This is a genomic window from Burkholderia sp. SIMBA_062 (genome assembly GCF_046534765.1).
Taxonomy (GTDB): Bacteria; Pseudomonadota; Gammaproteobacteria; order Burkholderiales; family Burkholderiaceae; genus Burkholderia; species Burkholderia ambifaria.
Map to the genome: position 1 here is coordinate 1 of NZ_JAWRYD010000037.1, position 21,897 is coordinate 21,897.

17 protein-coding genes are annotated in these 21,897 nt (G+C 71.1%); 5 read left to right on the forward strand and 12 right to left on the reverse strand.

What is annotated here, in order from left to right; all coding sequences use genetic code 11:
• Both SB786_RS29695 and SB786_RS29700 read right to left on the reverse strand, forming a co-directional pair.
• Positions 1–1,319, reverse strand: a 1,319-nt coding sequence (locus tag SB786_RS29695; protein WP_410730568.1) for an amidohydrolase, incomplete at its 3' end; no start/stop codon positions are given.
• A gap of 19 nt (positions 1,320–1,338) precedes the next feature.
• On the reverse strand, positions 1,339–1,506 hold the full coding sequence (locus tag SB786_RS29700) for a DUF1427 family protein (RefSeq protein WP_006762786.1): 168 nt from the start codon (positions 1,504–1,506) through the stop codon (positions 1,339–1,341).
• A 101-nt stretch (positions 1,507–1,607) separates the two neighbouring features.
• Between SB786_RS29700 and SB786_RS29705 the strand changes: the two genes are divergently transcribed.
• Positions 1,608–2,531 carry a LysR family transcriptional regulator gene (locus SB786_RS29705; RefSeq protein WP_410730569.1) on the forward strand — a complete coding sequence of 308 codons (924 nt, stop codon included), beginning with the start codon at positions 1,608–1,610 and terminating at the stop codon, positions 2,529–2,531.
• A gap of 87 nt (positions 2,532–2,618) precedes the next feature.
• Here SB786_RS29705 and SB786_RS29710 read toward each other — a convergent pair whose 3' ends face one another.
• Positions 2,619–3,305, reverse strand: coding sequence for a hydrolase (locus SB786_RS29710; protein ID WP_011656592.1), 687 nt, complete (start codon positions 3,303–3,305; stop codon positions 2,619–2,621).
• 274 nt (positions 3,306–3,579) lie between these two features.
• Between SB786_RS29710 and SB786_RS29715 the strand changes: the two genes are divergently transcribed.
• Genes SB786_RS29715 through SB786_RS29730 form a run of 4 tightly spaced genes read left to right on the forward strand, consistent with a single transcriptional unit; the run spans position 3,580 to position 6,797 of the window.
• On the forward strand, positions 3,580–3,840 hold the full coding sequence (locus SB786_RS29715; RefSeq protein ID WP_410730570.1) for a XapX domain-containing protein: 261 nt from the start codon (positions 3,580–3,582) through the stop codon (positions 3,838–3,840).
• Positions 3,841–3,865: 25 nt separating this feature from the next.
• Positions 3,866–5,446, forward strand: coding sequence for a cation:proton antiporter (locus SB786_RS29720; RefSeq protein WP_410730571.1), 1,581 nt, complete (start codon positions 3,866–3,868; stop codon positions 5,444–5,446).
• A gap of 49 nt (positions 5,447–5,495) precedes the next feature.
• Entirely contained in the window at positions 5,496–5,888 is a 393-nt protein-coding gene (locus SB786_RS29725; protein WP_410730572.1) for an OsmC family protein, read from the forward strand.
• Between the two features lie 24 nt (positions 5,889–5,912).
• The gene (locus SB786_RS29730; protein ID WP_410730573.1) at positions 5,913–6,797 is read left to right on the forward strand and encodes a pirin family protein; all 885 of its coding nucleotides are present in this window, start codon (positions 5,913–5,915) and stop codon (positions 6,795–6,797) included.
• A gap of 67 nt (positions 6,798–6,864) precedes the next feature.
• On the opposite strand, the gene SB786_RS29735 is transcribed toward SB786_RS29730, so the two are convergent.
• Genes SB786_RS29735 through bcsB form a run of 9 tightly spaced genes read right to left on the reverse strand, consistent with a single transcriptional unit; the run spans position 6,865 to position 21,639 of the window.
• Positions 6,865–7,062 carry a hypothetical protein gene (locus SB786_RS29735; protein WP_410730574.1) on the reverse strand — a complete coding sequence of 66 codons (198 nt, stop codon included), beginning with the start codon at positions 7,060–7,062 and terminating at the stop codon, positions 6,865–6,867.
• Complete coding sequence (bcsG, locus tag SB786_RS29740; RefSeq protein WP_410730575.1) at positions 7,044–8,597, reverse strand: cellulose biosynthesis protein BcsG; 1,554 nt, start codon at positions 8,595–8,597, stop codon at positions 7,044–7,046. The genes SB786_RS29735 and bcsG overlap by 19 nt, the downstream gene beginning before the upstream one ends.
• Before the next feature lie 27 nt (positions 8,598–8,624).
• Positions 8,625–11,162 (reverse strand): UDP-forming cellulose synthase catalytic subunit, encoded by a 2,538-nt coding sequence (gene bcsA / locus SB786_RS29745; protein WP_410730576.1) that lies wholly within the window; start codon positions 11,160–11,162, stop codon positions 8,625–8,627.
• On the reverse strand, positions 11,159–11,947 hold the full coding sequence (gene bcsQ / locus SB786_RS29750) for a cellulose biosynthesis protein BcsQ (protein ID WP_410730577.1): 789 nt from the start codon (positions 11,945–11,947) through the stop codon (positions 11,159–11,161). Before bcsQ ends, bcsA begins: the two co-directional genes overlap by 4 nt.
• Positions 11,944–12,153 (reverse strand): hypothetical protein, encoded by a 210-nt coding sequence (locus SB786_RS29755; RefSeq protein WP_410730578.1) that lies wholly within the window; start codon positions 12,151–12,153, stop codon positions 11,944–11,946. The genes bcsQ and SB786_RS29755 overlap by 4 nt, the downstream gene beginning before the upstream one ends.
• On the reverse strand, positions 12,150–14,156 hold the full coding sequence (gene bcsE, locus SB786_RS29760) for a cellulose biosynthesis protein BcsE (protein ID WP_410730579.1): 2,007 nt from the start codon (positions 14,154–14,156) through the stop codon (positions 12,150–12,152). The genes SB786_RS29755 and bcsE overlap by 4 nt, the downstream gene beginning before the upstream one ends.
• An 8-nt stretch (positions 14,157–14,164) precedes the next feature.
• Positions 14,165–18,109 (reverse strand): cellulose synthase subunit BcsC-related outer membrane protein, encoded by a 3,945-nt coding sequence (locus SB786_RS29765; RefSeq protein WP_410730580.1) that lies wholly within the window; start codon positions 18,107–18,109, stop codon positions 14,165–14,167.
• The gene (gene bcsZ / locus SB786_RS29770) at positions 18,094–19,320 is read right to left on the reverse strand and encodes a cellulose synthase complex periplasmic endoglucanase BcsZ (protein WP_410730581.1); all 1,227 of its coding nucleotides are present in this window, start codon (positions 19,318–19,320) and stop codon (positions 18,094–18,096) included. The genes SB786_RS29765 and bcsZ overlap by 16 nt, the downstream gene beginning before the upstream one ends.
• 3 nt (positions 19,321–19,323) lie before the next feature.
• Entirely contained in the window at positions 19,324–21,639 is a 2,316-nt protein-coding gene (bcsB, locus tag SB786_RS29775) for a cellulose biosynthesis cyclic di-GMP-binding regulatory protein BcsB (RefSeq protein WP_410730582.1), read from the reverse strand.
• Positions 21,640–21,897: the final 258 nt, after the last annotated feature.

The window sequence follows — 21,897 nt, forward strand, 5'->3', positions numbered from 1 at the left end:
TCCGTGCCGGCCGACACCTTGATGCCCTTGGACAGCATCTTCGCGACCGGCGGCGTCGCCTCGGCCGCCTGCGCGCCATAACGCTCGACGAAGTACTCGCCCTGATACGCCATCCGGTGCTGCACCGCGATGCCGCCGCCGAGCGCCGCGATCCGGTCCATCGATCGCTCGGAGATCGTTTCCGCGTGATCGAAGAACCAGTTCAGCCCTTCGAGCGGGATGTCCTCGTTGACCTTCTCGAACACGTCGAGCGCGCGGCTGATGGTTTCGTCGTAGGTCGCATGCATGCGCCACGGCCAGCGGTTCTGCGCGAGCACGCGCACGACGCCTTCGAGATCGTCCTCCATCTGCGCGGGCAGGTCCGGACGCGCGACGCGGAAGTCCTCGAAGTCGGCCGCGGAAAACACCAGCATCTCGCCCGCGCCGTTGTGGCGGAAGTAGTCGGTGCCGTCGTGATACTTGACGCTCTTCGTCCAGTTCACGAAGTCTTCCTTCTCCGCGTTCGGCTTCTGCGTGAACAGGTTGTACGCGATGCGGATCGTCATCTCGCCCGCGTCGTGCAGCTGGCGGATCACTTCGTAATCGTCGGGGTAGTTCTGCGAGCCGCCGCCCGCGTCGATCACGCCGGTCACGCCGAGCCGGTTCAGCTCGCGCATGAAGTGGCGCGTCGAGTTGTACTGGTACTCGAACGGCAGCTTCGGGCCCTTCGCGAGCGTCGCGTAGAGGATCGTCGCGTTCGGGTTCGCGAGCAGCAGGCCGGTCGGATTGCCCGCGGCATCGCGCAGGATCGTGCCGCCCGGCGGCTCCGGCGTGTCCTTCGTATAACCGACGACGCGCAGCGCGGCCGCGTTCAGCAGCGCGCGATCGTACAGGTGCAGGATGAACACCGGCGTATCGGGCGCGGCCGCGTTGAGCTCCTCGATCGTCGGCAGGCGCTTCTCGGCAAACTGATGCTCGGTGAAGCCGCCGACCACGCGCACCCATTGCGGCGCGGGCGTGATCGCGACCTGCTGCCGGAGCATCTCCATCGCGACGGCGAGCGAGCGCACGCCGTCCCAGCGCAGCTCCATGTTGTAGTTCAGGCCGCCGCGAATCACGTGGCAGTGGTTGTCGGTCAGGCCCGGCAGCACGGCGCGGCCGTCGAGGTCGATCACCTTCGTCGCGCGGCCCGCGAGCGGCATGACGTCCGCGTTGCTGCCGACCGCGACGAAGCGGCCGTCCTTGATCGCCACCGCGGCGGCGACAGGGTTCGCACGATCGAGCGTCGTGATGCGCCCGTTGTGCAGGATCAGATCCGGTTGAGTATCGGTTGCGCTCATTAACATGTCCTCGAAACAGTCAGAAGCCGAGCCAGTGACGTACGGGCCCGATGGCCTGCACGCCGACCAGCATGCCGGCGAGGCCGATCAGCGCGATCAGCGGCGGTGCCGGCGAGCGCACCTTGATCACGCTGTACACGACGCCGATCAGCACGCCGGCGGCCAATGACGATAGATAAGATTCCATAACGATTTTTCTCCCGACCGGATTAGAATGACCCGCATCGCGTCGGCCGCATGCTTCGCCGCCTTCGCTTCCACTTCACTTCCCTGTCACCCTCTCCGGCCATGCAACACCTTCCTGACCTCGAAGCCTGGGCGATCTTTGCGCGCGTCGCCGAGACCGGTTCGTTCGCGCAAGCCGCGGAACTGCTCGGCATCTCGCAACCGACCGTGTCGAAGGCCATCGCGCGCCTCGAAAAGCGCCTCGGCGCGATGCTGCTGTACCGCACGTCGCGCAAACTGTCGCTCACCCCGACCGGCGAGTTGCTGCGCGACCGCGCGATCCGCTTGCTCGCCGATGCGGAACTGATCGAGAGCGAGGCCTCCGCGCAAGCGCTCGAACCGCACGGTCTCGTGCGCGTGAACGCGCCCATGTCGTTCGGGCTGCGCCATCTGTCGCCGCTGCTGCCCGCGTTTCTCGAGCGATATCCGCGCGTCGACATCGACCTCGTGCTGTCCGACCACATCGTCGACATCGTGTCCGGCGGGTTCGACGTCGCGATTCGTATCGCCGAGCTGAGCGATTCGTCGCTGCGCTCGCGCCGCCTGTGCGCGGTGCGCCGTCCGCTCGTCGCATCGCCCGCGTATCTCGAGCGGCGTGGCCGCCCCACGCATCCGCGCGACATCGAACAGCACGTGTGCCTCACCTACACGAACCTGCCGACGCCCGACCACTGGCGCTTTCGCAATCCGGCATCGGGCGAGGATGTCGGCGTGTCCGTGCACGGACGCGTCCGCGCCAACAATGCCGACGTGATCGCTCCCGCGCTCCTTGCCGGTCACGGCCTCGCGCTGCAGCCCGAGTTCCTCGTGTGGGACGCGCTGCAGCGTGGCGAGCTCGAGGAAGTGATGCCCGAGTGGAAAATCGCCGACATCAACGTCAACCTCGTCACGCCGCCCGGCATGCTGCGCGCCGCGCGCGTGACGGTGCTGCTCGATTTCCTCGCCGATCACTTCGCGCACGCGCCGTGGGCATTGCCCGTGGTCTGAGCGAGCGGCGGCCGGCGAACGCTGAAGCCGCACTATCCGCCGTATGCGTCGATCGCATCGGCCGCCGCGAAGGCGGCCGGTTGCCTGTTACTTCGCCGGCACGGGCGGAATCGACTCGTGCGGCGTCGCGGTGCGCTGCGGCGCCTTGTGGACCATCGTGTACGCGTAGTCGACACCCATCCCGTATGCGCCCGAATGCTCCTTCGCGATCGCCATCACCGCGTCGTAGCTGTCGCGGCGCGCCCAGTCGCGTTGCCATTCGAGCAGAACCTGTTGCCACGTGACCGGCACCACGCCGGCCTGCACCATGCGCTGCATCGCGATGTCGTGCGCGGCCTGCGACGTGCCGCCCGAGGCGTCGGCGACCATGTAGATCTCGTAGTCACCTTCGAGCATCGCGCACAGCGCGAACGTCGTGTTGCAGACTTCGGTCCACAGGCCCGACACGACCACCTTCTTGCGGCCGTTCGCGGCCAGTGCGTCGCGCACCTTCTGGTCGTCCCACGAGTTCATCGACGTGCGCTCGAGCGTCTTCTGGTTCGGGAACACGTCGAGCAGCTCGGGGTAGGTATGCCCCGAAAAGCTGTCGCTTTCGACCGTCGTGATCGTGGTCGGGATGTTGAATACCTTCGCGGCCTTCGCCAGGCCCACGACGTTGTTCTTCAGCACCTGGCGATCGATCGACTGCACGCCGAACGCCATTTGCGGCTGCTGGTCGATGAAGATCAGCTGGCTGTTCTGCGGAGTGAGTACTTCAAGTTTCGGGTTGCTCATGGCGCATGGAGTCCTGTGAACGAAAAAAGGAAGGCCTGCCTCGGCCGTGAGAACGGGAGGAGCCGGAGATGCTTCACGCCGGATCGTGACCCGGCGCGACGTATTTAATCCGCAAACGCCTGGCGTGACCACCCAAGAAACGGAATCGATGCGATTCCGGAAACGACGTGCATTCGGGGCCCCTCGCTCTTTTTTTCTTCACGCAAACCCGATACGCTCTCAAGACTTTGACGGCGCCGTTGCGGCGCCTTCGGCCATCACCGGACGCTCCACCATGAAACTGTATGTCTTGTCGCTGCTCGCCGGCATCCTTGCCGGCGTCATCTACGGCGCGATCGGCGTGAACTCGCCCGCGCCGCCGATCATCGCGCTCACCGGCCTGCTCGGCATGCTGGCCGGCGAGCAGATCCTGCCCGTCGCGCGGCGCATGCTCGCGGGCCATCGGCTGAACGCCGCATGGCGCGACGCGAAGTGCAGCCAGCACATGTTCGGCCCGCTGCCGGGCGGCAGCACGAACGAACGCAGGCCGTCCTGATGCCCGCTTTCCGCACGCACCGCGCATGAGCAACGTCGAGCTGTTCCATTACCTGCTGCTGTTGATCTGCGGCGCGGGCGCGCTCACCTGGCTCGCCGAGCGGATTTCGATTCCGCCCGCCGTCGTGCTGCTGCTCGGCGGCTGCGTCGTGGCCGTTGCCGGCAAGCGCGTGCCCGACATGGACCCGGCGCTGCTGCTCGCCGCCGTATTGCCGCCGCTCCTGATGTCGAGCGGCTTCTACACCGCGTGGAAGGAATTCCGGCGCGAGCTCGCGTCGATCGCATCGCTCGCGCTCGGCGCGGTGGTGTTCACGACGGTGGCGGTCGCGCTCGCCGTGCACGCGGTCAATCCGGCGCTGCCGTGGGCCGCGTGCTTCACGCTCGGCGCGATCGTGTCGCCGCCCGATGCGGTCGCCGCGAAGGCGATCCTGCAGCGTCACCCGCTGCCCGCGCGGCTCGTCGCGGTGCTCGAAGGCGAAAGCCTCGTCAACGATGCGTCGGGCCTGCTGCTGTATCAAATGGCCGTGTCGGCCGCGCTCGCGGTCTCGATCACCACCGCGAGCGCCACCGGCCTGTTCTTCTCGCTCACGCTGATCGGCATCGCGGTCGGCCTCGCGTGCGGCCATGCGATGTGCTGGGTGCTGCAGCGCCTGCGCGAGCCGATGCTCGGGATCGTCGTGACCTTCGCGATGGCGTGGGGCAGCTACGGAATCGCGGAAGCCGTGCACGGCTCCGGCGTGCTGTCGGTCGTGACCTGCGGCCTCGTGCTCGGCGTGCGCCAGCATCGCGTGTTCGACGCCGACATGCGGATCAAGGCGAAGGCGACCTGGGAAGCGATCGTGTTCGTGCTCGACGCGCTCGTGTTCATCCTGATCGGCCTCGCGCTGCACGCGATCCTCGCGGGCGTGAACCACGAAGGCGCGGTGCTGATGGCCGGCCTGCGCGTCGCGCTGCCGGCGACGGCCGCCGCGATCGCCGCGCGCGTCGTGTGGGTATTCGTCGCGATGTGGTTGCCGGGCCGTCTGCGCGCACGGCGCGCGGGCCATCCGCCGTGGTCGTGGCGCGAGGCCGTCGTGCTGGGCTGGTCCGGCATGCGCGGCGTCGTGAGCCTCGCGGCCGCGATCGCGCTGCCGAGCGATTTCCCCGGCCGCGACCTGATCCTGTTCAGCACGTTCCTGCTGATCATCGCGACGCTGGTCGTGCAGGGCGGCACGCTCGCCCCGCTGATCCGCGTGCTGAAGCTGCGCCCGGCCGCGCGGCACACGATGTCCGAGCATGCGGTGCGCGCGCATACGTTCGGCGCGGCGCTCGCCGAGCTCGACGCGCGCGAGCAGCGCGGCTCGGGCCTCGAACGCGCATCGCTCGACCGACTGCTGGCCGAATATCGCAGCCGCGTCGCGTTCAACGAAAGCGCGCATCGCGACGGCGCGGAACCGGCGGGCGTGCGCGCGCGGATGCTGCGTGTCGAGCTCGAGCTGGTCGGCGTGTCGCGCGACGCGCTGCTCGGCCTGCACCGCGACGGGCGGGTCGACGACACGGTGCTGCACCGCATAGAATCGGAGCTGGATTTCGAGGAGCTGCGGCTGCAGCGTCTGCTCGAACCGTAATGCCGGGCCGGCTGACGGCCCGCCTCCCCCTTCCCCACCTGGAATTGCCATGAGCGAACTGTCCGTCGAAGCGAGCATCGGCTCGGTCGATTACCTGGTCCATTTCACCGACGGCGTTCATCAATGGCGCGCCGACGAACCGGCGGCGCTCGGCGGCGGCGACGCCGCGCCGACGCCCGTCGCGCTGCTGCTGTCGAGCCTCGGCGCATGCACCGCGATCACGCTGAAGATGTACGCGCAACGCAAGGGCTGGCCGCTCGCCGAAGTGCACGTGAAGCTCGCGCACGAATCCAGCAGCGCGGGCAGCACGATCGTGCGCCGCATCACGCTCGACGGCGACCTGTCGGACGAGCAGCGCGAACGCCTGCTGCAGATCGCGAACGCCTGCCCGGTGCACAAGATCCTCACGCATCCGATCACGATCGACACGGCGATTGCCTGACCCACCGAACCCGAGAGTCTCACCATGCCTGCATCGATCAAGACCGTACTCACGCCGCGCGAGAGCGACATCGGCAACCTCGTCGTGCGCCGCGTGCTGCCCGCGCGCGCCGCGCGCCTCGTCGGCCCGTTCATCTTCTTCGACGAAATGGGGCCGGCGGTGCTGCCGGCCGGCAGCGGCATCGACGTGCTGCCGCATCCGCACATCGGCCTCGCGACCGTCACCTACCTGTTCGATGGCACGCTGATGCATCACGACAGCCTCGGCTTCCGGCAGAAGATCGTGCCCGGCGACGTGAACTGGATGACGGCCGGACGCGGCATCGTCCACTCGGAGCGCTCGCCCGACGAGGATCGGCCGCTCGAGCAGCCCGTGCACGGGATTCAGACCTGGGTCGCGCTGCCGGTCGAGCACGAGGACACCGCGCCCGCGTTCGCGCATCACGCGGCCGACACGCTGCCGTCGTTCACCCGCGACGGCGCGAGCGTGCGCGTGATCGCGGGCACCGCGTTCGGGCTCACGTCGCCGGTCGCCGTGTTCTCGCCGACGCTCTATGCGTATGCGGAATTCGCGTCGAACGGCCGGCTTGCGCTCGATTCGGAGCACGACGAACGCGGCGTGTATCTCGTCGACGGCGACCTCACGATCGACGGCGCCCCGCTCGCCCCCGCGACGATGGCCGTGCTCGAACCCGGCGCGAGCGTGGCGCTCGCGAGTGCGAACGGCGCGCGCGTGATGCTGCTCGGCGGTGCACACCTGCCGGGCGAGCGGTTCATCGAATGGAATTTCGTATCGAGCGAGCGCGCGAAGATCGAGGCGGCCCGCAACGCGTGGGCCGCGCAGACCTTCGGCAAGGTGCCGGGCGAGGAAAACGAATGGACGCGCCAGCCGGCGCGCAAGGCCCAGTAAGCCGGCATCGGCCGGTCCATCCATGCAGGGCGAGGGCGGGCCGGCATTCACGCCGGCCGCCGTGCGCTCACCGCTTTAATCCCATCAGCTTCGCGAGCACCGGCCAGCGGTCGAGCGACTCGATGAACGCGCGCCGCGCCTGCTCGTCGACATAACGAGCCGGGTCCAGCGCGGGCAGGTGCCGCGCGAGGCCGCGCACGTCGTTCGGCTGCGACAGGCGATCGTCGTCACCTTCGCCGATGTTGATTACTGTTCGTCGATCCATACGCCATCCGGAGTCTTGACCGCGTAGCCCGCGCTCGTCTGCATCGTCACCGTGCCTTCGTTCTCGCCGATCATCCGCGTGCGCGGCAGGTCGGCCGCGTATTGCGCGAGCGTCGCGCCGGGCTTGAACGGGCTGTTCGACACGAGGTTCGACAGCAGCTGCGCGAGCGCGAGGAAGCTGGTCGGCTGGTCGATCACGGTCGTCTGGCCGTGATTGCCGGTGAAGCCGACGAGCCGCACGCCAACCGGCCCGTGCACGATGCGCGGCGTCGGAATCTCGCGCAGGCCGGCCACCTGGTTCTTGTCGCCGCGCAGCGCGGCGCCGTGCTCGGGCACGAACACGATCACCGCGCGCCGGCCCGACTGCGCGATCAGGTCGGCGAGCCGGTCGAAGTCGCTCATCAGCTTGTTGGCGCGCTGCGGATACGAATCGATGCTGGCGAGCGGGCTGCCCACCACGCGGTTGCCGTCGTGCAGGCTGATCGTGTTGTAGTACAGCGCGACCGGGCCCGGCACCGACGCGCGCTGCGCGTACCAGTTCGCGAGCGTGCCGTAGTCGTCCTTGATCGCCGTGCCGTCGAACGCATGCATCGCGACCGGCGCGGCCGCGTTCGGGATCATCGGCGCGTCGGGCACGCCGATGTTGTCGTGAATGACTTGCAGGAAGTTGTCGAAGTGGCCGTCGTGGTTCAGCAGCGACTGCACCGTGTAGCCGGCGGACGCGAGTTGCGAGAACAGGTGGCACTGCTGCGGCGCGCTCTTGTACAGGTCCGCGTGCGCTTCCTGCCCGCAGCTTGCGCGCAGCACGCGGATCGCGGCCGGGCCGCTGTAGCTCGCGGCCGTGCTGAAGTTGTTGAACAGGTAGTCGAAGTGACTCAGCATCGGGTGGTTGCGCACCTTCGCCGCATCGAGATCGTCCCACGACAGCGAGCAGATGTGCAGCACGATCACGTCGAACTGCGCGGACGGATCGCCCGGGAGATGGCCGAACGCGACCTGCCGCTGCGACTCCTGCGTGCGGAACGTCGCGAGTGCCGCGTTGTGATCCTCGGGCTGATCGGAGCGCCCGCCGGTCGCGCTGGCCTGCTGCGGCAGCGGCGCGACGACGCGCGCCATCAGCCCGCTGCCGGCCTGCCACAGCGGCATCACGATCAGCACGGCGAGCACGAAGGTCGCGACGCGCACCCAGCGGTTGACGATGAAATAGACGATCAGTGCGCCTACCACCGTCAGCACGAGCACCGGCGGCAACAGGCGCGGCAATAGCTCCATCCAGTAGTCGACGCGGAACGTACTGACCTCGCGCGCGGCTTCGGCAAGGCGCGCGAGCGGCGGCGCATGCAGTTCGCGCGCGAGCAGCGGCACCGCGATCGCAATCGCGACGAGCTGCCGCACGATGCGCCATCCGCGCTGCCGGATCGGCGCGCTCGCCGCGAGCGCCAGCGCGAACGCGAGGTTCGCGAGCCACAGCGGCTGCAGGTGGCCGGTCGCGAACAGCGCGAACTTCAGGATGAAATACAGATTCCAGAACGTCATCTAAACCACTCCGTGATGGGCGCCGCGTCAGTCGCGCGCCCGATCGAGCTTCGGTGCCAGCATCGACTGCACGCCGCGCGCCACACCCTTCCACATCCGTACGTAACCGTCCAGGCCCACGCGCAGCACTTCCTTCAGCCCGCGCAGCGGCGTGTCCGTGCGCGTGCCCGCATGCCAGTCGAGCCACGCGTCCGCGCGGCCGAACGTGCACTGCACGAGCTGGCGCTCCTGTTCGAGCGTCAGCGCCTCGAAGCTCACGCCGACGTGGGTCGGCGTCACGCGGCTCACGCGCACCGGAAACGGGAACGGCCGGTCGCCGCGCGTCACGCACACCGTCAGCGTGTCGCCGATCGCAAGCGGCAGCCCGGGCACCGCTTCGAGGCCGAGGCCGCCGGTCGAGTAGTCGCTCGTGAAGCACGCGGCCGTCGAGCCGTCGGCGAGCAGCAGCGTCGCCGGCACGCGCATCGCGATCCGGTGCGTGACGCGCACCTGCTTGGTCTCGCGCGCAACCGCCAGCGCCGCACCGAGCATCGCGAGGTTGTAGACGGTCCAGCCGAGCGTGATCAGGATCGTCGACGCCTCGTCGCCCTGGTCGGCCACGAGCCGCCACAGCCCGGCCGCGATCGCGAGCACGTTCAGCACGAGCAGCACGAGATACGGCTTCGACGTCGACCAGTCGACGTAGCCTTCGTCGATCTTGCCGCCCTTGTCGGTCACGTTGAACTTGCCGTGCTTCGGGCTGAAGAACGCGACGGTGGTCGGCAGCGCGATGTACCACGCGAGCACCGATTCGTAGACCTCGGCCCAGAACGAATGGCGATAGCGCCCCTGCATCCGCGAGTTCGCGACGTTCGCGAGCACCAGGTACGGGATCACGTAGCTCGCGAGCGCGATCGACGACGCGTTGATGAAGTACAGGTGGAAGAACAGGTACGCGAGCGGAATCGTCAGGAACACGAGCCGCGGGATTCCGTAGAAGAAATGCAGCATCGCGTTGCCGTAGCAGATCCGCTGGATGAAGCCGAGCCCGCGCCCGAGGAACGGGTTGTCGATGCGGAAGATCTGCGCCATCCCGCGCGCCCAGCGCGTGCGCTGCTTCACGTGGCCCGCGAGGCTCTCGGTCGCGAGGCCGGCCGCCTGCACGGTCGGCAGGTACGCCGACGTGTAGCCGCGGCGATGCAGCTTGAGCGCGGTGTGCGCGTCCTCGGTCACGGTCTCGACCGCGACGCCGCCCACCTCCTCCAGCGCGGTGCGCTTGAGCACCGCGCACGATCCGCAGAAGAACGTCGCGTTCCACAGGTCGTTGCCCGACTGCACGAGCCCGTAGAACAGGTTGCCCTCGTTCGGGATCTCGCGGAACGTGCCGAGGTTGCGCTCGAACGGATCGGGCGAGAAGAAATGATGCGGCGTCTGCACCAGCGCGCATTTCGGGTCGCGCAGGAACACGCCCATCGTGGTCTGCAGGAACGAGCGCGTCGGCACGTGATCGCAGTCGAAGATCGCGATGTATTCGCCGTGCGTCTTCGGCAGCGCGCGGTTGATATTGCCAGCCTTCGCGTGCAGATTGTCGTCGCGCGTCAGGTAGCCGATGCCGGCCTCGCGCGCGAACGCCGCGAACTCGGGGCGCTTGCCGTCGTCGAGCAGGTACACGCGCAGCTTGCCGGTCGGCCAGTCGATGCTCTGCGCGGCGAACACGGTCGGCTTCACCACCGACAGCGGCTCGTTGTAGGTCGGGATGTAGACGTCGACGCTCGGCCAGCTGTCCGGGTCGTCGGGCAGCGGCACGATCGGACGGTCGAGCGGCCACGCGGTCTGCACGAAGCCGAGCAGCAGGATCATCCACGTATAGGCTTCGGCGCCGTACAGCAGGTAGCCGGCGGCCGCCTCGATCGGGCTGCGGAAATCGAGCGTCTGGGTCGTGCGCCACCACACGTAGCGCAGCGTGGCGAGCAGCGCGAGCGACGCGAGCGCGAGGGTCGGCAGATGGCCCGGCAGGCGGCGCAGCGCGAGCGCCAGCACCGCGACGATCGCGAAGAACGCGAACTGCGCGCCGGGCATCAGCGGCGACATCGCGGCCGCGGCCCACATCAGCCCGCCCACGCTCAGCAGCAGCGGCGCGAGCCAGCGGTGCCGGCCGACGCCGTTCGCGCGCGCGTCGAGCCAGCCGCCCCAGCGCGCCCACGGCAAACGATCGAGCTGTGCGCCGATGCGTGCGCCGAGCGCGCGCACTACAACGTAGACCGGCACAACGTACGTATCGAACCACGCGAGCGGATCGCGCGCGGGCTGCTCGCCGGCCGCGCGCGGCGCGCGCACGATCGCGCGCCACAGCCATTCACGCGGGCTCAGCGGCTGCAGCACGCCCCACTCGCGCGCGAGCCAAAGGAACGCCGCGCGCGCCCGGCGGCGCACCGGGTCGGGCCGGCCGGGCGGCGGCGCATGGAAGCACAGCCGCACGAGCCAGTCGAGCAGCGTGCGCTCGGCCGGCAGCCCGATTCCACGCGCGCACCAGTCGGTCACGCGTCGGACCGTGGCGCGCCAGCGCGACGCGAACGCGGCTTTCATCGCGACGCTCCCGCACGGCCGGCCGCGGCCGCCGCGAGCCACGTATCGACCCAGTTCGCGACGCCGTTCAGGTCGTGCGACGCCTGCGAATACGGCGCGTCGTCGAAGATCCAGCTGCCGCGCGCGAGCGTTTCGGGCACGGCCGCGTCGACGTGAATGCGCTGCTCGAGCATCGACATCGGCCCCGCGACGGCGCGCAGCATCGCGAGCGCATCGCGCTGCATGTCGCGCGCGGGGTTCAGCCGGTTCACGACGATCCGCAGGTCGCCGCCGCCGGCACGCAGCGCGTCCAGGCGTGCGGCGACGGTCGCGCACGCGGCCGGCTCGGGCGGCACGACGACGAGCGTCAGGTCGGCGCGGCGAATCGCCTGCTCGGCCTGCGGCGACGGATAGCGGGCCGTGTCGACCAGCACGACGCCCTCGGCCGGCAGCGCGATCTCGTCGAGCGCGAGAGAGAGCCAGTCGGGATCGGCCGCGAGCCGCGCGTCGCAGGCGGCGGCGCCTGCCGCGTCGACCTGCCCGTACGGCACGAACAGCACGCCGTCGGCATTGCGCCACGTATGCGCGTGCCACGGCGCGGCGTCAGCAGGGTCCGCGAGCAGGCTGTGCGCGAGCCCGTGTTCGGCCAGCGTGTCGAGCCCGAGCGTCGCGCCCATCAGGTTCTGCGCGTCGAACTCGACCGCGACGACCGGCCGGCCGCGGCGCGCGAGCAGCACCGCGAGCGCGCCGGCAAGCGTCGTGCGGCCCGCGCCGCCGGTGGTCGACGTGATGGCGATCGTCTTCATCGCGCGGCCTCGTCGGCACGGTCTGCGTCGGGCAGCAGGCGTCCGCGCAGCGCGATCGGCACGAGTTCGCACGGCACCGCGTCGCGCCGGTGCAGCCCGCGCGGCGCATGAAAACCGCGGCCGATGCCGAGGTGCTGCGCGACGATCCACACCGGCACCGCGATCGCGACGCCGACGATGAATCCGATGACGAGGTCGGCGATCATGCGCCCTCCGGCTTGCGCAGCGGCATCGCGCTGCGGATGGCGCCGCGCGCACGCGCGGCGGGAATGTCGGCAGACGGCGCCGGCGCAGCGGCGGCCGGCGCGGGTTCTTCGTCGCGCATGGGCTGCGGCGAGTTGTCGAGGTTGGGATCGGCCACGCCGCCCGGTTCGGCACTCGCCGCGCCCTCGCCCACGCCCTGGCCCACGCCGGCGCCCTGGCCCTCACCCGCGCCCTGGCCCACGCCCTCGCCCGCGCGTTCGGCCGGCACGCGCGTCGCGCCCGGTTGCTTCGCCGCTGCGAACAGGTCGCTGTAGTCGGCGATCGGCGCGCGCCGGTTCTCGGTCTTCAGCGCATCCAGCTCGGTGTCGATGCTGCCTGCCCCGAGACACACGACGCGATCGGACAGCGTATCGACCGGCACGTCGAAGATCCGCGCGAGCGCGTCCTCGGCATCGACCGGCTCGCACGCGAACAGGAACACGTACAGGTGCGCGGCATCGGCGGTCACGACGTCGCCCGCGCGGCGCGGCCGGCAGTGCCGCAGCGCGTCGACGTGCGACACGCCGGGCAGCAGCGCGATCTTCGCGAGCGTATGCGGCAGCGCGAGCACGGCGCCGCGATCGAGCACCGCGCGAATCCGCAGGCAGAACGCGCCGACCGGCAGGTAGCCGAGCACCGAATCGCCGAGCGCGGCCGCGAGCGCCGCGCGATAGTCGGGCGCGACGGGCCGCGCATAGAGCTGCCCGTGCAGCGCGTTCACCGCGGCCTGCATCCGCGACAGCGGCAGGTCGCGCGCGACGACGCGGTTCGCGCCGACGCTCAGCAACAGCATCTCGAACTGCTGGCGCAGCACCTCGCCGCGTTCGACCACGGCGATCTTCAGCGCGCCGCCGCATTGGCGGCGCAGCGCGTGCACGGCCGCGCACAACGCCTCGAGCTGCGGATGCGAGCGGAACGCGAGCACCGCGGTCGCGGCCTGCGCGCGCGCACAGGCAGCGACGACCGCCGCGTTGTCGTCGACGATTTCCCAGCCGGCGGGCACGCGGCCCGCATCGTCGAGCACCGCGCGGCTGACGACGACGCGATCCTCGTCGGCCGCGAGCTTCATCCCGCGCGACGGCTGGACGGCGCCGCCGTCGACGATCGCCGCGAGCCGGCCGCCCGGCGCGAAGCGCAGCGGCCGCACTTCGCCGGCCGCGAGCGTGTCGCCCGCGCGCCAGAAATCGACGACCCACAGCAGCTCGCCGTGCGTGCGCTGCAACTGCGCGACGCCCGAGCACACGCCGTGAAAGCCGCTGCGCGGCGCGCGATTCGCGACGCGCACGAGCGGTGGATCGTCGGTATCCGGCGCGGCGCCGGTGCGCACGATCTCGGGATCGACCAGCAGCACCAGCGCGATCCGGTGCGTGCGGCACCAGTCGGCGAGCGCGTGCGCCTCTTCCGCGAGCGCGGCCGGATCGTCCCAGCTGAACCAGCGTTGCGCGCCTTCGATGAAATACAGCGAGCGCGTGCGAAAGCCGTAGCGCTTCATCGCGCGCAAGCCGCCTGCGAGCCGTGCGAACGGCGCGGGCGCCGCATGGCGCGGCGCGTCCGGTTCGATCGCGGCATCGCCGTCGGCTGCCACGGACGCGGGCGGCATCGCCAGCACGTTCAGGTTGCGCGGCCAGCCGGCCGGCTGCGCGCCGCCGGCGAAACCGCGCGCCTGCATCTGCGCGGCCACGCGCGCCGCGTCGCGTGACAGCACGAGCGTCACGTCGCGCGTGCGCGACTGCCGCGCGCTTTCCCACACCAGCGCGTCGCACGCCGGCGTGCCGGCGGCGGCATAGACGGCGTACAGGCCGCCTGCTTCCAGTTGCGTCCACGCATCGGGCAGCCCGTCGATCGCGAGCCGGCTCAGCGGGCCGGCGCGGCCGCCGGCCGGGCCCGTGCGCAGCAGCGCGCGCAGGCGGCCCAGCAGGCCGACGGCGCCGAGCGCGGGACGGGTTGCATCGATTTCCGTATTCACGCGTTCCCCTAGTAATCCGAATAAAGCCGCACCGGCGTCGGCGTGACGAGCCAGCTGCGCTCTGCGCGAGCATCGAACGCATAGCGCAGGTACACGAGCGCCGAACTCGGCGCATAGTCGTGCGACCGGTCGACATGCAGTTGCGCGCCGACGCTCAGGTGCGGATTCACGCGATACTCGACGATGCCGTTCACGCCGTACGAAAACGACACGCCGCGCGTCGAACTGCCCGTGTAGACCAGCCCGGCGGCCTCCTGCGCGGCGCGCTGGCCCGCGAAGGTCGGGTAGAACAGCGAATCCTTTTCATAGCTGTTCGAGATCCCGGCCGTGACGGTCAGGTCCCACGACAGCGCGTCGCGCCGCCCCGCCCACTCGATCGGCACGCCGAGCGACAGGTAGCGCTGCGGGCTGTAGTAGCCGCCCTGCCCGTACGTGTAGTAGCGCAGGTTCTGCGCGTAATGCCACGCATTGCCGACGAGCCCCGTGCTCACCCGCATCGTCGCGCGTTCGTACACGGGCACCGTGAAGCCTGAGCGCAGCGTGACTTCCGCGTTGCGCTCGACGTTGCGGCCGGACAGCACGCCCGCGCCGAGTTCCGCGAACAGGTTCACGCGGCCGACGTCGACCGCCGCACGCAGGTTCACGCCGTCGCGGCGCACGCCGCCCCATACCGCACCGGTCCACGGGTCGCGCATCCCCGCATACGACAGCACGCTGCTCGTTTCCGGCCGCCGCGACGCGTTCACGGTGAAGCTCGCCGGGCCCGCGTCGAAGCGGTAGCGCACGCCGCCGACCAGGTAATGCACCGGGAAACCGAGCGGCGACGTGCCGAGATCGACGCGCCACGCGTCCGTGCGATAGCCGGCGCCGAGCGCGACGCCCGTCATCGGCTGGTGCAGGTCGCCGCGCGGATGCGCGATCAACTCGGCGGCCGACGGATTCGCTGCAAACGGCGCAGGCAACCCGAGCGGCGCGTTGAGCGCGGCGTAGGTCCCGAAGGTCTTCAGCGAATATGCGTTCGGGTTGCTCGTATCGAGCGAGCCCGCGTCCAGATGCACGGTGTCGAGCTGCAGGAACGCATGCCCGTCGTAGCGCACCGGCGCCTGCATATAGATCGGCACCTGCTGCGCGCGGTACGCGGACACCCCTTCGTCGCCCGACTTGTACGCGGGCAGCCAGCCGATCTCGATCTCCGGGTCGCGCCGCTGCTCGAGATCCGCGAACGCGGCCTGCGCGGGCGTGCGGCCGTCGCGGCCCGGGCTCACGCCGCTCGTGCGCTCCTGCGACAGCGACAGCCGGTACAGCGACGCGGCATCGTCGTAGCGGCCCTGTGCCTCGGCCACGCGCCCCGCTGCCACCGTCACGTCGGCGCGCGCCGGATACGCGGCCTGCAGCGGGCCGGTCACCTGCGCGGCATCGTCCGGGCGGCGCAGCGCGTTCAGGCGGCGCACGACCGACAGCCGCGTGTCGACGTCGTCGTCCGGCGTGCGCGCGAGCACGGCCTGCACGCGCGCGAGCGCCGCCGCGCGATGACCGCTGTCCTCGTCGATCCGGGCGAGCGCGAGCTGCGTATCGGCGTCGTCCGGCGTGCGCGCGACGACCGGCGCGAGCGCGTCGCGCGCCGCGTCGTAGTGCCCCTGCGCGCGTTCGAGGTCGGCCAGTTCCAGTGCATAGCGCTTGTCCGCGCGGCCGGCCTCGCTCGCACGATCGAGCAGCGTGCGGGCACGCGCATAGTCCTGCCGCGCGATCGCGTCGTCCGTCTGCCGCAGCACGAGCCGCAGCGACTGATCCTCGATGCGCGCGGTCTGTGCGGCCGTCAGCGCCGGCTCGCGGCGCAGCGCGTCGAGCCACGCGGCGAGCGCGTCGTCGCGCCCGGCGCTGCCGAGCAGGTCGCCGTAGCGCAGCCGGACGTCGGTATCGGCCTCGCGTGGATGCGCGGCGATCCAGTCGCGCAACGGCGCGAGGCCGCGCTCGGGTTCGCCCGCGTCGATCCACCGCGCGCCGATCGCCGCGAGCATGTCGGGATCGTCCGGCGCGCTCGCCTGCGCATGCGCGAGCGACGCGGCGAACGCCGCGCGATCGCCACGGCCGAGCGCGCCGCGCGCGTCGGCCAGCGCACCTTCCGCATCGAGCTTGCGCGCGAGCGCACGCATGCCGTCCGAGCGGTGCGCGTCGTCGACGCCCGCGAGCGCGGCCTGCGCGCCGGCAATGTCGTCAAGCGAGTTGCGGTACAGCGCGCTCGCATAGCGCATCTCGGGCGTGTCGCTTTGCGCGAGCCCGTCGTCCATCACCGTGCGGCCGAGCTGCGGCAGCCCCATGTCGCGATACAGCCGCGCGAGCGCGAAACGCGTCCACGGCGCATCGGGCGCCGCACGCACCGCGGCTTCGTAGCGTTGCGCGGCCGGCCCGCGTTCGCCCTTGTCGGCGAGCGCGCGCGCCTGGCTCGCGAGCAGGTTGGCGCGCAGCCCGTCGAGCGCGCGGCGATCGTCGCGGCCCGTCACGCGACCCTGCAGCGCGTCGAGCAGCGGGCCGACGCGATCCGCGCGGCCGGTGTTCTCATACAGCATCGCGGTGCCGCGCACCGCCGACACGGTCGGCGAACGTGCGGCCAGCAGTTCGCGCAGCAACGGCTCCGCGCGCGCCCAGTCGCGCTGGGCGAGCAACGCATCGACGAGTTGCAGCTTCGCGTCCGGGCTGTCGGGCTGCATCGCGAGCGCGGCGCGCGCCGCGCGCTCGGCATCCTGCGGCCGCCCGGCCGACGCCGCCGCGCGGCCCTGCGCGAGCAGCCCCCAGAACTGCGCGGTGCGCGCGAGGCCCTGCCACTTGCCGCGCTGATCGGTCGATCGCGCCGCGGCGCGCGTGAACAGCGCACGCGCTTCGTCATGCCGGCCTTCGCGCAGGCGCAGCAGGCCGAGCCCGCCGAGCGCATCGGCGTCGTCGGCGCGCGCCTGCGCGGCACGCGCGAGCAGCGGATCGGCGCCGGCCAGGTCGCCGCGCGCGAGCGCCTGCAAACCGCGCTGCTGCGCGATGTAGTCGGGATCGCGTTCGAGCCGGCGTTGCGCGTCGCGCTGCCGGTCGAGCGTGACGGCGCGATCGCGGAATTCGGTGTCGTCCGGCACGAGCGCCAGATACGCATGCAACGCGTCGAGATACGCGGGATCGGCGCCGGCGGACTGCAGCACGCGGCGCCATACGGCCATCGATTCCGTATGGTCGGTGTCGGCCCGCTTCGCGAGCGACCACGCGATCCGGTTCGCTTCCGCGCGCGTATCGTCGCGCTGGTTCAGCAGCCGCGCGAGCGCCAGCGCCGCGCTCACGTCCTGCGGGTCGGCCGCGACCGCGCGGCGCAGCGCGGCGATCGCCGGTTCGCGTCCGCCCGGCGCGTTCGAGACGATCTGGTAGTACTCGGCGCCGAGCGCGCCGGACGGCGCGCCGTTCGGAAACAGCGCGACGATCCGCCGGGCCGCTTCGTCGGCGCGGCCGCTGCGCGCGAGCAGGCGGATCTGCGCCATCTCGCCGCGCCCGCTCGTCGCGACGCGGTATTCGTCGGCGGCCCGCCGCGTGGCGGGCGCCGCGGACGCACGCGCCTGCAGGCGCGCCAGCGCGGCCTGCGCGCCTTGCGCATCGCCGAGCCGCAACAGCACGCGCATTTGCTCCGCGAGCAGTTCGGGATCGTCCGGCGCGATCAGTAGCCCCTTGCGCAGCGCGTCGCGCGCGAGGTCGTCGCGATGCTTCGCGCCCCACATGCGGGCGGTCGAGAGCTGGCGCTGCGCGTCGGACCGATCGGCCGTGGCTGCCGCTGTGGCCGGCGCGGCTTTCGGCGCGACGGTTTTCGGCGGCGCGGCGACGGCAACAGCGCCGGCAGCCGCAGCCGGCGCCGCCGCGCAAACCGACGACGCGAGCCACGCGAACCCCGCGACGCGCGGCGCGGTGCGCTTCATCGGGCCGCGCATGGACGACCCTCCCAGCGCGCATCGAGCGACCCGTCCGCGCCGAACCGGTAGCGGCCGTCGCGCCAGCCGAGGCCGAACAGTGTCAGCACGCTCGTGTAGTAGCCGGGCGCCGACTGGCGCGCGAGCGTATCGACCCGCGCGGCCTGCGCATCGGCGAGCGCATGCTGGCCGCGCGCGTCGAGGAACGGCACGGCCGCCGCGGAGAAGCCGCCGTTGCCATCGTTCGACCCCGCGACGCCGGTCGTCGTGTCGACCTTCTCCGGCGGCGCGCCATGCGCGGCAATGTAGTCGGCAAAGGGTGCAAACCGCGCGAGCAGCGGCGCGGCGAGCGGATCGGCGCGATCGAGCATGCCGGCCCACAGGTACACGCGGATCGCGTTGTACGCGCTTTCCGCCCGGGTTTGCGGATCGGGCCCGAAGCCGGCGCCCGTGCGATACAGCGCCCAGTCCGGCGAAAAGCCCTTCGGCGCGGTGTCGAGCAGCACGCGGCCGGTGCTGGCCGCGAGCGCGGCCCAGCGCCGATCGTCGGGCAGGCGCGCGGCGAGCCCGCGGATCACCTGCGGCGGCGAATAGCTCGGGTTCACGCGCCATTGACCGTTGGCCAGCTTGAAGCCGGTCGGCCCGGGCAGCAGCGTCAGGCCGAGGCCCGGCACGCTGGCCGTCTCGTCGTCCAGCACGCGCTTCGCGAGCAGCGCGCCGCGCGCCGTGTAGCTGCGCTCGCGCCACAGCCGTCCGGCTTCGACGAGCGTGTACGCGATCCACAGGTCGGCGTCCGACGCCGCGTTCGCGTCGAGCACGCGCCATGCGCCGTCCGGCGCGCGGCCCCACAGCCACGCCGGCAGACGGGCGCTCAGGTCGCCCTGCGCGAGGTTGTTCTCGGTCCATGCGAGGATCGTGTCGAACGTGCGCCGGTCGTTCGCGACCAGCGCGAAGAACAGTCCATACGCCTGCCCCTCCGATACCGTGCGCGAATCGGCCGAGCCGACGTCGATCACCCGGCCGCCGGCCGACACGAAATCGCGCTTGAACGCGTCCCAGCGCGGCCACGCCGCGCCGCACTGCACGTCGGCCGCGCCGCTTTGCGCCGCCTGCGCGCGCCCGGCGGTCGCGGTCGCCGTCGCCGCGCATGCCACCGCGACCGCCAGCACGAGTGTCGTGCCGACGCAGCGCGCCGGCCGCGTTGTCCGTCGCCTTGCGAATGCCCACGCCATCCGTTACATCCCCCGTCGACGCGCGGCGATTCTCTGCAGCACGCTGAACACGCCGAGCGCGAGCAGCAGCCCCGCGGCGACGCCGACCACGCCGAGCACGACCGGGTGCCGCGCCGCATGCGTCCAGACGCGCGCATACCACGGCACGAAGCCGACCACGTACGGCTCGCCCACACGGAGGCTGTCGACCTGCCCCGGCCGCACCAGCGCGAGGTCGCCCTGCAGTTGCGACACGAGGCCCGGCTTCTCGAATACGTCGAGCAGATCGGCCAGCCGCGTCTGATCGGTCGCTGTCAGCGCGACGACGCTGCGGCCGTGGCTGCCCGGCAGCTCGAAGCCGGCGAGCGCGGCGAGCGAGCCCGTCTGCTCGATATGCGCGCCGCCGTCGGCCATGCCGATGCCGTTGCGCCAGCGTTCCTTCACCGAGAAGGCGACCCGCGTCGCGCCCGCGCCGCCCTGCTGGTCGATCGTCAGCGGCAGCGCCGCGCGCCAGTGCGACAGCAGCGGCGACGCGGGCGAGCCGTCGATCACGAGCAGGTCCTTGCCGCCCGCCAGCGCGGCGACGTCGCCGGGCCGCGCAACCTCCACGCGCAGCGCCGGGAAGCCGGTCCACTGGCCCATGTGGCCGAGCATCGTCAGGTACGCTTCGAGCTCCTGCGGCGACGGCCGGTCCGGGATCACGACGGCCGTCTGCGACAGGTCGGCGAAGCGCGTGAACGGGAAGCCGCTGTTCGCGAAGAACGCGAGATTCGGCAATTGCGCGTAGTGAACGAAGTGCGAGAAGTCGATCGTCGAATCGGGATCGATCGCCGCACGCTGCGGCTCGGTCGCGGTGCTCGAGCAGAGCCCCGTCTTCTGCGAATCGAGCGTGAAGCGGAACTGCAGCTGATTGCCGCTGCCGACGCGAAACGCCGGGATGTCGACATCGCTCGTCACGCGCCCTTCCGGCACCGCCAGCAGCGGCAGCTGCATACGCCCGCGCGCGTCTTCCGCATGGGCCGGCCCGAGCCGGTACGACTTCACGAGCTGTTCGTTGATCTCGACGGCGAGCGTCGAGTCGTCCTGCACGGTCGGCGCCGTATAGCGGTAGCGCAGCGTGATCGGCACGCCCGAGCCGTTCCACGAATGGAGATCGGCCGGCACGCGCAGGTTCAGGCGGATCGCGTCGGGCGACGTGCCGCGCACTTCGAGCTCGCGCGGGTCGGACACGAGCTCGCGGAACGCGATCGGCCGGTTCACCGGCAGCCAGCGCGGCGCGTCGTACGGTTTGCGGGGCGCGCCGAGATCGACGTGCGCGACGGTTGCCGCCGGGCCCGACAGCGCCGCACGGCCGAGCACCAGCGCCGCGACCGCATCGTCGACCTCGGCCGCCGTACGGCCCGTCACGACCAGCAGCTTGCGGCCCGGCGCGGCCGGGTTGTCGGCCACCGCGAGCAGCGGGCCGTTGACCGACGGCAGCGCGAGGCCGGCAGGCAGCGTCGCGGCCGTGCCGACCACCACCGCCTGGTCGTCGGCCGGCAGCGTCGCCGCGACCGGGAAGCGTGCCTGCCGGTAGTCGGCCTGCGCGCCGAACCACGATGCGAGCACGCCGGCGCTGCGCAGCGTCGCCGAATCGGGCGACGCCGGCAGCACGAACGGCAGCCGCAGCAGCCCGTTGTCGCGCCGGTCGAAGAACGGCGCGGGCAGCAGCGCGAGATCGTTCGGCAGGCGCAGCGGCGCTTCGTCGAGGATCAGCTCGCTCGTCGGGCTCACGTCGGCCCACAGCGCCGAGTTCGACGGGTCCTCGCAGTGATCGAGCGTGTAATGCGCGATCAGGCGCAGGCCGATCTGGTTGAAATCGGAGAAGTAGCGCGGATCGATCGGAATGTCCTGCGTGACCGTGCGGCCCGCGCGCGTCGCGTCGAACGGGACCGTCGCGATCACCTCGCCGTTCATCGACACCTTCAGGTGCGACATCGGAAACACGAGCGATGGCGAATACGCGTAGGTCAGACGCAGCCGCGCGCCGGTGACCACGCGGTCGAGCCGCACGCCCGCGTTGATCGTGCGCGCGTCGTCGGCGCCGCGCAGGCGCACCGGATCGAATGCGCCGAGCGACGCGAACGGCAGGTGCACGGTCGTCGTCGGCAGCCCGGCGGACGCCGCGCTGGCGGCGCTCGGCGCGGCCGCGCCACTGACGGGCGGCAGCACGGCCGGAGTGCCGGCGGACGCCGAAGCGGCGGCAGGCACCGCCGGCATCGGTGCGGCGGACAGCGCGGCCGCATGGAGCGCGCCGAACGTGGCCACCGACAGGACGAACAGCGAAGCGGCCGGCTTCATGCGCGGCTCCGCATCGTCGTGATCATCCGGTTATCAAGCGCGTCGCGACCGACGCGCGCACAGCAGCTATGCCCGCGAGTGCACATCCCCACTGCTTCCCCTCAAAGTCTGGCCTGAATGCAATTATCGGAACGACGCGGCGAACGCTTTTGCGGCCGGTTCGCCAGACGGCGCGCGCGCCTGGCACAGGCGCTCGCACATTCGTCACACTATCTCAAAATAAGGGCGAAACTCACCATGATTCGCGCTGACGAAGCG